Genomic DNA, 12,109 nt, shown 5'->3' with positions numbered 1-12,109 from the left:
GCGCCGCCGCGTGAGGCTTGGTTCAGGCGCCGCCGCGTGAGGCTTGATTTCAGGCGCCGCCGCGTGAGGCTTGATTTCAGGCGCCGCCGCGTGAGGCTTGATTTCAGGCGCCGCCGCGCAGGATGGCCTGCTTGACCTCTGCGATCGCCTGCGTGACCTGGATTCCTCGTGGGCAGGCATCCGTGCAGTTGAAGGTCGTGCGGCAGCGCCACACACCCTCCATGTCGTTCAGGATGTCGAGCCGCACCTGGGTGGCCTCGTCGCGCGAGTCGAAGATGAAGCGGTGTGCGTTCACGATGGCCGCCGGACCGAAGTACTGGCCGTCGGTCCAGAAGACGGGGCAGCTCGAGGTGCACGCGGCACACAGGATGCACTTGGTGGTGTCGTCGAAGCGGGCGCGCTCCGCAGGGCTCTGCAGCCGCTCCTTGCCGTCCTTCGGCTTGTTCGCGTTCTGCAGGAAGGGCTGCATCGCCCTGAAGCTGTCGAAGAACGGCTCCATGTCGACGATGAGGTCCTTCTCCAGCGGAAGTCCCTTGAGCGCCTCGATGTAGATCGGCTTCGTGATGTCGAGATCCTTGATCAGGGTCTTGCAGGCGAGCCGGTTGCGGCCGTTGATGCGCATGGCGTCCGAGCCGCAGACGCCGTGGGCGCAGGAGCGCCGGAACGACAGCGAGCCGTCCTGTTCCCACTTGATCTTGTGCAGCGCGTCGAGCACGCGGTCGGTGCCGTGAAGTTCGACGTCGTAGTCGACCCAGCGGGGTTCTTCATCAACATCCGGGTCGAAGCGGCGGATGATCAGGGTGGCGGTGAACGTCGGTACGACCGCGTGCTCGCGCGGCCCCTTCTGCTCGAGGACTGCGTTGCTCATTAGTACTTTCTTTCGGTCGGCGGGTAGTTGGTGACGACCACCGGTTTCCAGTCAAGCGTGATGTGGTTCCCGGCGCCTGACTCCGGGTCTCCCGTGAGGTACGCCATGGTGTGCACCATCAGGTTCTCGTCGTCGCGCAGTGGGTAGTCCTCGCGCATGTGGGCGCCGCGGCTCTCCTTGCGGTTACGCGCGGAGTAGACGAGCACCTCGGCGAGGTCGAGCAGGAAGCCGAGCTCGACCGCCTCGAGCAGGTCGGTGTTGAACCGCTTGCCCTTGTCTTGAACCTGGATGTTTTTGTACCTGGCCCGCAGCGTCTCGATCAGGTCGCCGACCTCGGTCAGGCTCTCTTCGGTGCGGAAGACCTGCGCATTGCGGTCCATCGCATCCTGCAGTTCCTTGCGTAGCACGGCGATGCGCTCGGTGCCGTCCCCCTCGCGCACGCCGGCGAGCAGTGAACGGATGCCCCCGGCCGGGTCAGCGGGCAGCGGCACCCACTCCGCGGTCTTCACGTACTCGACGGCGTTGTTGCCGGCGCGCTTGCCGAAGACGTTGATGTCGAGCAGGGAGTTAGTGCCGAGGCGATTGGAGCCGTGGACACTCACGCAGGCGCACTCGCCGGCGGCGTAAAGGCCGGGCACGGTCTCGGTGTTGCTGCGCAGCACCTCGGCGTTGTTGTTGGTCGGGATGCCGCCCATCGCGTAGTGCGCAGTCGGCAGCACGGGCACCGGCTCGGTGTACGGCTCGACACCGAGGTAAGTGCGCGCGAACTCGGTGATGTCGGGCAGCTTGGCGTCGATGACCGCGGGTTCGAGGTGGGTGATGTCGAGGTAGACGTAGTCCTTGTACGGCCCGGCGCCGCGCCCCTCGCGGATTTCGGTGGCCATCGAGCGGGCGACGATGTCGCGCGGGGCGAGGTCCTTGATAGTCGGCGCGTAGCGCTCCATGAAGCGCTCGCCGTCGCTGTTGCGCAGGATCGCGCCCTCGCCTCGGGCTGCCTCAGACAAGAGGATGCCGAGCCCGGCCAATCCGGTCGGGTGGAACTGGAAGAACTCCATGTCTTCGAGTGGCAGACCCTTGCGCCAGATGATGCCGACGCCGTCACCGGTGAGGGTGTGCGCGTTCGAGGTGGTCTTGAAGATCTTGCCGAAGCCGCCGGTGGCGAAGATGACGGCCTTGCCCTGGAAGACGTGCAGCTCGCCGGTGGCCAGCTCGTAGGCGACGACGCCGGCGGGACGCTGCACTCCGTCGACCTCGTTCATGAGCAGGTCGAGCACGTAGAACTCGTTGAAGAAGTTGATGCCGAACTTGACGCAGTTCTGGTACAGCGTCTGCAGGATCATGTGGCCGGTGCGGTCCGCGGCGTAGCAGGCACGGCGAACCGCGCTCTTGCCGTGGTCGCGGGTATGGCCGCCGAACCGGCGCTGGTCGATGCGACCCTCCGGCGTGCGGTTGAAGGGAAGTCCCATGTTCTCGAGGTCCATGATCGCGTCGATGGCCTCTTTCGCGAGGATCTCCGCCGCATCCTGATCTACGAGGTAGTCGCCGCCCTTGACGGTGTCGTAGGTGTGCCACTCCCAGTTGTCTTCCTCGACGTTGCCGAGCGCCGCGGCCATGCCGCCCTGCGCAGCACCCGTGTGGGAGCGAGTGGGATAGAGCTTGGAGATGACCGCCGTGTTGGCGTTCGGACCTGCCTCGATGGCCGCCCGCATCCCGGCACCACCGGCACCGACGATCACGATGTCGTGGCGGTGATAGTGCACGCCGTCGATGATGTCGCCGTCTTCGAATTCCACGCTGTCTGCCTTCTCTGTCGCCATTACGGTGCCGGGCAGAAGCTCGGGAGGTCCGCGAGTGCGGCGCCTGATGGGCACGGGTCAAAGGTAAAGATCACGAGGGTTCCCAGAATGAGTAGAACGACGGTGGCGGCGATGAGCGCCCCCTTGAAGATGACGGCGAGCAGTCGGTTGTGCGCGTAGTCGTTGACGATCGTGCGCATGCCGTTGGCACCGTGGATGAGGGCGAGCCAGAGCAGCAGCGCATCCCAGATCTGCCAGAACAGCGAGGACCACTTGCCCCCGACGAAAGCGAAGTCGATCGCCTTGACGCCGGTGCCGAGGAACAGGTTGACGAAGAGGTGGCCGAAGATGAGCACGACGAGCACCACACCGCTCGCGCGCATGTAGACCCAGCCCCACTTCTCCACGTTCGTGCGGCTTGCCTTGCGGTAGGAGCGGGGGGTTTCGATGGTGACGGTCATGGCTACTCGCTAAAGACGTTGATCAGCTGGCGTGGCACGAAGCCGACCAGGAGGAGGATCCAGAGCACGATGACGATCCAGAACATCAGCTTCTGGTGCTTGGTGCCCACGCTCCAGAAGTCGATCAGGATGATGCGCAGGCCGTTGAGGGCGTGGAATCCGATCGCGGCGACCAGTGCGGTCTCGCCGAGGCCCATGATCACCGTCTTATAGGTGCCGATCACGGCGTTGTATGCGCCGGGGCTCACGCGAACGAGCGAGGTGTCCAGGATGTGCACCAGGAGGAAGAAGAAGATGCCGACGCCGGTGATGCGATGCAGCACCCACGACCACATGCCTTCTCGCCCTCGGTACAGCGTGCCGCGCAGGGGACGCGGTGGACGGATTTTCGGAAGTGGATACTTCTTTGGTTCTGGCGGTGAGACCAGGGCCCCCGCCGATACGTCTGGCACGAGCAACCCTCCTTGCGGTGGTTCAGCCCCGGCAGTGGGGCATGTGGCAGTTCTGAACGAACTCGATCCAGTCTATTCCCGGCTGTGCGGGCATCCTCGCCATCCCGGAGTGAAATAGCTCGATATCGAGATACTTTTCTTAAGTTCTGCATGTTTTACTCGTTCCCCCGAGCTCGTCGAAGGGATCGCGCTTCGACGCGTCGAGCGATCGTGTCCACCCCTCCCGTCTACAGTGGTCGCATGACAGAACGTGAGGCCCCGACGACGCGCACCGACGGACTCGACCGCCTGTACAGCATCATCCCGGCGGGTGGAATCGGCTCCCGGCTCTGGCCCCTCTCGAGGGCGGACGCACCGAAGTTTCTGCACGACCTCACCGGCTCTGGCACGACCCTCCTGCGTGGTACCTGGGACCGGCTCGTCCCGCTGTCCGGCGCCGACCGGATCATGGTGGTCACGGGCCGCGCGCACCGGGCGGCTGTCGAGGCGCAGGTTCCCGACCTCGCCGACCTCAACGTGGTGCTCGAGAGTGAGCCCAAGGACTCCTCGGCCGCCATCGGACTCGCCGCCGCGATCCTGCTTCACCGCGAACCAGACGTGATCGTCGGATCGTTCGCCGCCGACCACGTGATCACCGACATCCGCGGTTTCAAGCGCGCGGTCGTTCAGGCCGTGGCGGCCGCAGACGCCGGCTACATCGCCACCATCGGCATCACGCCGACGGAGCCCGCCGTGGGCTTCGGTTACATCCACTGCGACGGCAAGCTCGACATCGCGGGTGCCCCGGCGGCCGTGCGCGCGGACTCCTTCGTGGAAAAGCCGGACGCCGCTACGGCGAACAAGTATCTCGCCGACGGCAACTACCTCTGGAACGGCGGCATGTTCATCTCTCGCGCCGACGTGCTGCTGAAGCAGCTCGGTGAGTCCGAGCCGGAACTGCTCGCGGGCCTCACCGAACTCGCCGAGGCCTGGGACACTCCCACGCGCGGGGCCGTGGTGGACAGGGTGTGGCCGGGGCTCAAGAAGATCGCCATCGACTACACGGTGGCCGAGCCCGCCGCCGCCGCCGGCCGCCTCGCCGTGGTGCCGGGCGACTTCGACTGGGACGACGTCGGCGACTTCGCCTCCATCGCCAAACTGCACTCGCACGGCCGCAAGTCGGACCTCGCGATCCTCGGTGAGAACGCGAGGGTGCTCGCCGACGCCTCAAGCGGCGTGGTGATCAGCCAGAGCGGTCGGCTGATCTCCCTGATCGGGGTCGACGACATCGTCGTGGTCGACACTCCGGATGCGCTGCTCGTCACGACCACGGCGAACGCGCAGCGGGTCAAGTCGGTCGTCGACGCGCTCAAGCTCTCGGGTCGAGGCGACATCCTCTGATCTCGCCGCCCTGAGATCTCGCCGTCGTCTGATCTGGGCGACCTGCGCGGGGTCACGAAGAGGTAACGAATCGGCCCACGGGGCCGAGTAGAGCCGTTCCGGCCGGTGTTGAACGGCTCGACTCGCTTAAGTTCGCAGTATGCCTTTGTTTTCAGCACTCCGTCCCATCGCCCTGATCGGCGTCGCTCTGCTCGCCCTCTCCGGCTGCGCATCCGCTCCCGAACAGAGCGCGAAACCCGGCGCATCCGCATTCTGTGCGCGCATGGTCACCAACTCCGGCGGGCTTCACGACCGCTCGTTCAACGAATCGAGCTGGGCCGGCCTGCAGGACGCAGAGAAGAAGTACTCCATCTCGGCCAAGGTGCTCGTCTCCACGGGCGAGACCGACCTGGCACCCAACGTCGATCAGGCGGTCGCGAGCGGCTGCGGCTTTGTACTCACCGTGGGCTACGAGCTGGCACCGGCCACCGAGAAGGCCGCGAAGGCCAATCCGAAGATCGATTTCGCCCTCGTGGATGAGACCGTGGATGCTCCGAATGTGAAGCCGATCGTGTTCGATACCGCGCAGGCGGCCTATCTGGCCGGCTACCTCGCGGCCGGTGTCACCAAGACCGGCAAGGTCGGTACCTTCGGCGGTGGCAATCAGCCGCCGGTCACCCTCTTCATGGACGGTTTCGCCGACGGCGTGAGCAAGTACAACGAGGTGCACGGCACGAAGGTCGAGACCCTGGGCTGGTCGAAGGCCACGCAAGACGGATCGTTCACCGGTGACTTCGAAGACACCACGAAGGGCGTGAACACCACGAACACCCTGCTCGAGCAGGGTGCCGACGTCATCCTTCCGGTCGCGGGCCAGGTAGGCGAGGGCGCGGCGGCGGCTATCTCAGCAGCGGGCCACGGATCGCTGATCTGGGTGGACAACGACGGCTACGACACCCTGCCCGCGAAATATCGCGGCATCCTGCTCACCTCGGTGCTCAAGAACACGCGGCAGGCCGTGGCCTCCATCGCGAAGTCGAGCAAGGACAAGAGCTTCACGAACGCCCCCTACGTGGGCACGTTGAAGAACGGCGGGGTCGGCATCGCGGCGTTCCACGACATGGCCTCGAAGGTCAGCGCACAGCTGGCCTCCGAAGTCAAGGGACTGCAGTCGGACATCGAGTCGGGGGCGCTCGTCGTGACCTCTCCCAGCACGCCGAAGTAGCAGCACATTTCCTGAACATTTCGCTGTAGTCGCGGCTCTATAACGCTTGTGTTGCGCCGTGAAAGTGGAATCGTTCGGCGCTCGTAACATTGGGTAACGTGTACGGAACCAAGTCCCAGCTTTCCCGCTGGGCAGCATCCTGGAGGACACCTTGAGAATCACTTCTCGCAGCCGCATCATGGGCGGCCTTGCCATTGTCGGCATCGCAACGATGCTTGCCGGCTGTGCATCAGCACCAACGAAGCCGGCCGACAGCGGCGCCAAGGCTTCGAACTTCAAGGCCTGCATGGTCTCCGACGCGGGCGGCTTCGACGACAAGTCGTTCAACCAGCTGGGTCTCGAGGGACTGCAGAGCGCGGCGAAGAAGCTGAACATCAAGGAGGTGCACGTGCAGTCGACCGGTGACAACGACTACGTGCCGAACATCACCCAGATGGTGGACCAGGGCTGCAACCTGATCGTCACCGTCGGATTCAACCTCGCGAACGCCACGCGTGACGCGGCCAAGGCGAACCCCAAGGTCAACTTCGCGCTCATCGACTCCGGCGTCTCGAACGACGACCAGTCGCCGCTCACCCTTCCGAACGTGAAGCCGATCATGTCTGACACCGCACAGGCGGCGTTCCTCGTCGGCTACGCGGCGGCCAGCTACAGCAAGACCGGCGTCATCGGTACCTTCGGCGGAATGCAGATTCCGCCCGTCACCATCTTCATGGATGGCTACGCAGACGGCGCCGCGTACTACAACCAGCAGAAGAGCAAGAACGTGCAGGTCAAGGGCTGGGACGTAAAGGCGCAGAACGGCTCCTTCACCGGTGGCTTCGACGCCGGCATTGACGCCGAGAAGGCGGCTCAGACGCTGATCGACGCGAACGCGGATGTCATCCTGCCGGTCGGTGGACCGATCTTCCAGAGCGCGGGCGCCGCGATCGTGAGCTCGGGCAAGGACATCGCACTCATCGGCTGTGACGCCGACGTCTTCGAGACCTTCCCGAAGTACGACGACCTCTACTTCTCGTCGATCATGAAGAGCGTCGGAAGCGACGTCGAGGACGTTGTCACGAAGGCCGCCGGCGGCAACTTCGACAACTCCACGTTCGTGGGCACGCTCGAGAACGGTGGCGTGGGCATGGCCCCGTTCCACAAGTTCGAGTCGAAGGTTGACCCGGGCCTGCAGAAGGAACTCGACTCGATCAAGGCTGACATCATCAGCGGCAAGATCAAGGTCGTTTCGCCCTCCACCCCTAAGTAACTCACCACACGCGGTCGGGGAGGCCAGCATCGCTGGTCTCCCCGACCCCTGTCTTTTGTACGCCCCACCCATCCGTTCAACGACGTGCGGATAGATTGTGAATCATGAAGCTCGAACTTCGTGGAATTACGAAGAGGTTTGGCAGCCTCGTCGCCAACGACCACATCGATCTGACCGTCGAACCCGGTGAGATCCACTGCCTCCTCGGCGAGAACGGGGCGGGCAAGTCCACCCTGATGAACGTGCTCTACGGTCTCTACCAGGCCGACGAGGGCGAGATCCTCCTCGACGATGTCGTGCAGCACTTCTCCGGCCCGGGAGACGCTATGGCTGCGGGCATCGGTATGGTGCACCAGCACTTCATGCTCATCCCCGTATTCACCGTTGCCGAGAACGTGATGCTCGGCCACGAGCAGACCACCTTCGGCGGCCGGCTCGACCTCAAGGCCGCTCGCGCTCAGGTCAACCGCATCTCGGCACAGTTCGGTTTCCACATCGACCCGGATGCCCTCGTCGAAGACCTTCCCGTCGGCCTGCAGCAGCGGGTCGAGATCATCAAGGCGCTGTCGCGCGAAGCCAAGGTGCTCGTCTTCGATGAGCCCACCGCCGTGCTCACGCCGCAGGAGACCGACGAGCTCATGGTCATCATGAGGCAGCTCAAGGAGGCCGGCACCTCCATCGTCTTCATCACGCACAAGCTGCGTGAGGTGCGCGAGGTCGCCGACCGCATCACGGTCATTCGTCTCGGAAAGGTCGTCGGTGAGGCCTCGCCCACCGCGACAAACACCGAGCTCGCCTCGCTCATGGTCGGCCGCCCCATTGATCTCGTGCTCGAGAAGGGGCCGGAGAAGCCCGGCGCCGATGCACTCGTGGTGCGCAACCTCTCTGTCATCGACCAGCACTCCCAACTCGTCGTCAACGACGTGAGCTTCGAGGTGAAGGCCGGCGAGGTTCTCGCCATCGCGGGGGTGCAGGGCAACGGCCAGACCGAGCTCACCGAGGCGATCATGGGCCTGCAGGAGCGCGTGACCGGCGAGATCACCCTCGATGGCAAGCCGCTGCTCGGCCTCAGCGTTCGCAAGGTCCTGGATGCCGGCGTCGGCTTCGTACCCGAAGACCGGCAGGAAGACGGCCTGGTCGGCGACTTCACGGTGGCAGAGAACCTCATGCTCGACCGCACGAATGGTGCGCCGTTCGTCAGATGGGGCGGACTGCAGCTCGGCTACCTCGCCGACTTCGCCGAGAACAAGGTCGACGAGTTCGACATCCGCGCGCAGAGCATCGACAGCCTTGCAGGGCAGCTCTCAGGAGGCAACCAGCAGAAGGTCGTGCTCGCGCGCGAACTGAGCAGGGATCTCCGCCTCTTCCTCGCGGCCCAGCCGACCCGCGGTCTCGACGTCGGGTCGATCGAGTTCGTGCACAAGCGCATCATCGCCACGCGCGATGCCGGCATTCCCGTCATCGTGGTCTCGACCGAGCTCGACGAGGTCGCCGCGCTCGCCGATCGGATAGCCGTGATGTACCGCGGCGGAATCGTGGGAATTGTGCCGGGTGACACCCCGAGGGACGTGCTCGGCCTCATGATGGCCGGCGAAGTGCCCGCTGGAACGCCTGGCCCATCAGCACCGAAGGGAGTCGCCGCGTGAGCGACGAACAACTGCCAGGCCAGGGCCAGGAAAAGGTAGCGGCAGAGCCGCTCGAGCCCGGGCAGGTTCCAGAGCAACAGGAACCCGAGAACGCGCCGGCGGAAGCAAGCACGCCGGAGAGCCGGGACGGCGGCTCCCGCTGGAACGGCGTGCTGCGCGAGATCGTCTCCGGCAGCGCCATGATCTCGGTGCTCGCCGTCGTGCTCGCGATGGTGGCTGGCGCGGTGCTGATCGCACTGACCAACGAGAACGTGCACACCGCCGCCGGCTACTTCTTCGCGCGGCCGGCAGACACCTTCTCGGCCATCTGGGATGCGGTGGCCGGTGCGTACAGCTCCCTGTTCCAGGGGTCGATCTACAACTTCAACCGGCCGGACTTCGCCTCGGGCATCCGGCCGCTGACGGAGACGCTGAACTTCGCGACGCCACTCGTCGCCGCGGGCCTCGGCGTCGCACTCGGCTTCAGAGCCGGGATGTTCAACATCGGTGGTCGTGGACAGATGCTGTTCGGTGCCGCGGCAGCCGGGTGGGTGGGTTTCTCGTTTGACCTGCCGCCGGGCATCCACCTCGTCCTGGCGCTCGCCGCCGGCATCATCGCGGGTGCGATCTGGGGTGGTCTGGCCGGACTGCTGAAGGCCCGCACCGGCGCGCACGAGGTGATCGTCACGATCATGCTCAACTACGTGGCCTTCTACCTGATCAGCTACATGCTGCGCACGCCGGGCCTGCTGCAGGCTCCCGGCTCCAACAACCCTAAGTCCGCGGCGATGCACGTGAACTCGGTGTTCCCGAGGCTGCTCGGACCGCAGTACAACCTAACCATCGGATTCCTTCTCGTGATCGTGGCGACGGTGGTGGTCTGGTGGATCCTCAACCGCTCGAGCCTCGGGTTCCAGTTCCGTGCGGTCGGTGAGAATCCGAATGCCGCCAGGGTTGCGGGCATCAACGTCAAGAGCGTCTACATCCTCGCGATGCTGATCTCGGGTGCGCTCGTCGGCATGGCCGGCGCCAACCAGGTGCAGGGCGTGATCACGAGCGGCTTCACCTCCGGCATCGACGCGGGCATCGGATTCGACGCCATCACGGTGGCTCTGCTCGGCCGCTCCCGGCCGTGGGGCACGTTCTGGGCCGCCATCCTGTTCGGTGCGTTCAAGGCCGGTGGCTTCACGATGCAAGCGGCAGAGTCCATTCCGATCGACATCGTGCTCGTCGTGCAGTCGCTCATCGTGCTGTTCATCGCCGCGCCGCCCCTCGTGCGGGCCGTGTTCCGGCTGCCCAAACCGCTCGAGGTGCAGAAGCTCAGAAAGCCCTCGAATGCTTCGAAGAAGAGGACGGTGACCTCATGACCGCTGTGACCACCGAATCGGCGGCCGCGCCGACGAACGTCGCGCTGGCCAAGGCCGTCGTGCGCAGTTGGAAAGCACCCATTGCGCTCGGCATCTTCGCCCTCATCTCGCTCGTGGCCTTCGCGATCATCGGTCGAGGCGGCTCCGCCATGAGCACGTTCCGGCTGTCCACGAGCAAGGACTTCATCCAGCTGCCCGATCTGCAACTGCCGGTGCGGGCGACCGGGATTACCGTCTCGATCCTGCTCATCCTGATCACGCTGCTCTCGGTCTACCTGGTGCGGCAGAACCGCAGGGTGCCGATCTGGCTGGTGTCGGTGTACGCCATCCTGTTCATGGTCGGATTCCTGTCCTGGGCGGCAGCGAACGGCACGATCCCGCTGCCAGGCCTCCTGATCGGCACGGTCGGACTCGCTACGCCGCTCATCTTCGGAGCGCTCAGCGGTGTGATCTCGGAGCACGTTGGCGTGGTCAACATCGCGATCGAGGGGCAATTGCTCGCCGGCGCGTTCGTCGCGGCGCTCGTGGGGTCCATCACGCAGCAGCCCTTCGTGGGGCTGCTGGCTGCGATGGTCGCCGGGGTGCTCGTGTCTTTCGTGCTCGCGGCGTTCTCGATCAAGTACTTCGTCGACCAGATCATCGTCGGTGTCGTGCTGAACGTACTCGTGGCCGGGCTGACGAGCTTCCTCTACTCCACGCTGCTCAGCCCGAACGCCCTGGCGCTGAACAACCCGCCGCAGTTCCACCGGTTCAACATCCCGGCGCTCAGCCAGATTCCGATCATCGGGCCGGTGCTGTTCCAGCAGACCGTCATCAGCTACCTGATGTACATCACGGTCGGGCTCGTCTATTGGGGACTGTTCCACACCAAGTGGGGCCTCCGGCTGCGCTCATCCGGTGAGCACCCGCAGGCGGCGGACACCGTGGGCATCAACGTGAACCGCACCCGGTTCTGGAACGTGTCGCTCGCCGGCGCCATCGCCGGAATGGGCGGTGCGTTCTACACGCTCGTCGTGGTGGGCGCGTTCAACAAGGAAATGACGAACGGCGCCGGGTTCATCGCGCTGGCCGCGGTGATCTTCGGTCGCTGGGATCCGATCCGAGCAACCCTCGCGGCGCTCCTGTTCGGCTTCGCGACCAACCTGCAGAACGTGCTCGGCGTGATCGGTTCTCCGGTGCCGAGCGAGTTCATGCTCATGCTGCCGTACATCGTCACGATCTTTGCCGTGGCGGGGCTCGTGGGCAAGGTGCGACCGCCAGCGGCCGAGGGAAAGCCGTACATCAAGTCATGACCGACATCGACTGGGGCCTCCTGCGCGGCGTCGCGGGCGACGCCATGAGCCACGCCTACGTGCCGTATTCGAAGTTCCCCGTGGGCGTGGCCGCCCTCGTCGACGACGGGCGCGTCATCTCGGGCTGCAACGTCGAGAACGCCTCGTACGGGCTCACCCTGTGCGCCGAGTGCGGCCTCGTGTCCACCCTGCACGCGAGCGGAGGTGGACGCCTCGTGGCCTTCACCTGCGTTGACGGGCACGGCAACATCCTCATGCCCTGCGGTCGGTGCAGGCAGCTGCTCTACGAACACTCCGCTCCGGGAATGCTGCTCGAGACCGTGTCGGGAATCAAAACGATCGACGAGGTCATTCCGGATGCCTTCGGGCCGAGGCAACTCGAGGAGTACGCCGCGCAGCCGCACGGCTGAGC

At 65.1% G+C, this 12,109-nt stretch carries 11 protein-coding genes; 7 read left to right on the top strand and 4 right to left on the bottom strand.

The window, feature by feature from the left end:
- Positions 1-103 precede the first annotated feature (103 nt).
- Genes ABUA37_RS12500 through sdhC form a run of 4 tightly spaced genes read right to left on the bottom strand, consistent with a single transcriptional unit; the run spans position 104 to position 3,511 of the window.
- Positions 104-868, bottom strand: a complete 765-nt coding sequence (locus tag ABUA37_RS12500) for a succinate dehydrogenase iron-sulfur subunit (RefSeq protein ID WP_349899536.1) — start codon at positions 866-868, stop codon at positions 104-106.
- Entirely contained in the window at positions 868-2,685 is a 1,818-nt protein-coding gene (sdhA, locus tag ABUA37_RS12495) for a succinate dehydrogenase flavoprotein subunit (RefSeq protein WP_349899535.1), read from the bottom strand. The genes ABUA37_RS12500 and sdhA overlap by 1 nt, the downstream gene beginning before the upstream one ends.
- Positions 2,685-3,125, bottom strand: coding sequence for a succinate dehydrogenase hydrophobic membrane anchor subunit (locus ABUA37_RS12490; protein WP_349899534.1), 441 nt, complete (start codon positions 3,123-3,125; stop codon positions 2,685-2,687). Before ABUA37_RS12490 ends, sdhA begins: the two co-directional genes overlap by 1 nt.
- Positions 3,126-3,127: 2 nt before the next feature.
- The gene (gene sdhC, locus ABUA37_RS12485) at positions 3,128-3,511 is read right to left on the bottom strand and encodes a succinate dehydrogenase, cytochrome b556 subunit (RefSeq protein ID WP_349899871.1); all 384 of its coding nucleotides are present in this window, start codon (positions 3,509-3,511) and stop codon (positions 3,128-3,130) included.
- Between the two features lie 306 nt (positions 3,512-3,817).
- On the opposite strand from sdhC, the gene ABUA37_RS12480 reads away from it, so the two are divergent.
- The 7 genes from ABUA37_RS12480 (at position 3,818) to ABUA37_RS12450 (ending at position 12,107) form a co-directional block, all read left to right on the top strand.
- Positions 3,818-4,957, top strand: coding sequence for a mannose-1-phosphate guanylyltransferase (locus tag ABUA37_RS12480; RefSeq protein ID WP_349899533.1), 1,140 nt, complete (start codon positions 3,818-3,820; stop codon positions 4,955-4,957).
- A gap of 139 nt (positions 4,958-5,096) precedes the next feature.
- Positions 5,097-6,161, top strand: coding sequence for a BMP family lipoprotein (locus tag ABUA37_RS12475; protein ID WP_349899532.1), 1,065 nt, complete (start codon positions 5,097-5,099; stop codon positions 6,159-6,161).
- Between the two features lie 151 nt (positions 6,162-6,312).
- On the top strand, positions 6,313-7,413 hold the full coding sequence (locus tag ABUA37_RS12470) for a BMP family lipoprotein (RefSeq protein ID WP_349899531.1): 1,101 nt from the start codon (positions 6,313-6,315) through the stop codon (positions 7,411-7,413).
- 104 nt (positions 7,414-7,517) lie between these two features.
- Entirely contained in the window at positions 7,518-9,059 is a 1,542-nt protein-coding gene (locus tag ABUA37_RS12465; protein WP_349899530.1) for an ABC transporter ATP-binding protein, read from the top strand.
- A complete protein-coding gene (locus ABUA37_RS12460; protein ID WP_349899529.1) occupies positions 9,056-10,405 on the top strand; it encodes an ABC transporter permease in 1,350 nt (449 codons plus the stop codon). The genes ABUA37_RS12465 and ABUA37_RS12460 overlap by 4 nt, the downstream gene beginning before the upstream one ends.
- The gene (locus ABUA37_RS12455) at positions 10,402-11,697 is read left to right on the top strand and encodes an ABC transporter permease (protein WP_349899528.1); all 1,296 of its coding nucleotides are present in this window, start codon (positions 10,402-10,404) and stop codon (positions 11,695-11,697) included. The genes ABUA37_RS12460 and ABUA37_RS12455 overlap by 4 nt, the downstream gene beginning before the upstream one ends.
- Positions 11,694-12,107 carry a cytidine deaminase gene (locus ABUA37_RS12450; RefSeq protein WP_349899527.1) on the top strand — a complete coding sequence of 138 codons (414 nt, stop codon included), beginning with the start codon at positions 11,694-11,696 and terminating at the stop codon, positions 12,105-12,107. The genes ABUA37_RS12455 and ABUA37_RS12450 overlap by 4 nt, the downstream gene beginning before the upstream one ends.
- Positions 12,108-12,109 lie beyond the last annotated feature (2 nt).

This window comes from Parafrigoribacterium soli (assembly GCF_040227235.1).
Classification (GTDB): Bacteria; Actinomycetota; Actinomycetes; order Actinomycetales; family Microbacteriaceae; genus Parafrigoribacterium_A; species Parafrigoribacterium_A soli.
The sequence above is the reverse complement of the archived record's forward strand: the minus strand, read 5'-3'. Positions and strand labels throughout refer to the sequence as shown.

Coding starts and splice junctions, on each gene's coding strand:
- ABUA37_RS12500 (WP_349899536.1), bottom strand. CDS start 868: ATGAGCAACGCAGTCCTCGAGCAGAAGGGGCCGCGCGAGCACGCGGTC.
- sdhA (WP_349899535.1), bottom strand. CDS start 2,685: ATGGCGACAGAGAAGGCAGACAGCGTGGAATTCGAAGACGGCGACATC.
- ABUA37_RS12490 (WP_349899534.1), bottom strand. CDS start 3,125: ATGACCGTCACCATCGAAACCCCCCGCTCCTACCGCAAGGCAAGCCGC.
- ABUA37_RS12480 (WP_349899533.1), top strand. CDS start 3,818: ATGACAGAACGTGAGGCCCCGACGACGCGCACCGACGGACTCGACCGC.
- ABUA37_RS12475 (WP_349899532.1), top strand. CDS start 5,097: ATGCCTTTGTTTTCAGCACTCCGTCCCATCGCCCTGATCGGCGTCGCT.
- ABUA37_RS12465 (WP_349899530.1), top strand. CDS start 7,518: ATGAAGCTCGAACTTCGTGGAATTACGAAGAGGTTTGGCAGCCTCGTC.
- ABUA37_RS12455 (WP_349899528.1), top strand. CDS start 10,402: ATGACCGCTGTGACCACCGAATCGGCGGCCGCGCCGACGAACGTCGCG.
- ABUA37_RS12450 (WP_349899527.1), top strand. CDS start 11,694: ATGACCGACATCGACTGGGGCCTCCTGCGCGGCGTCGCGGGCGACGCC.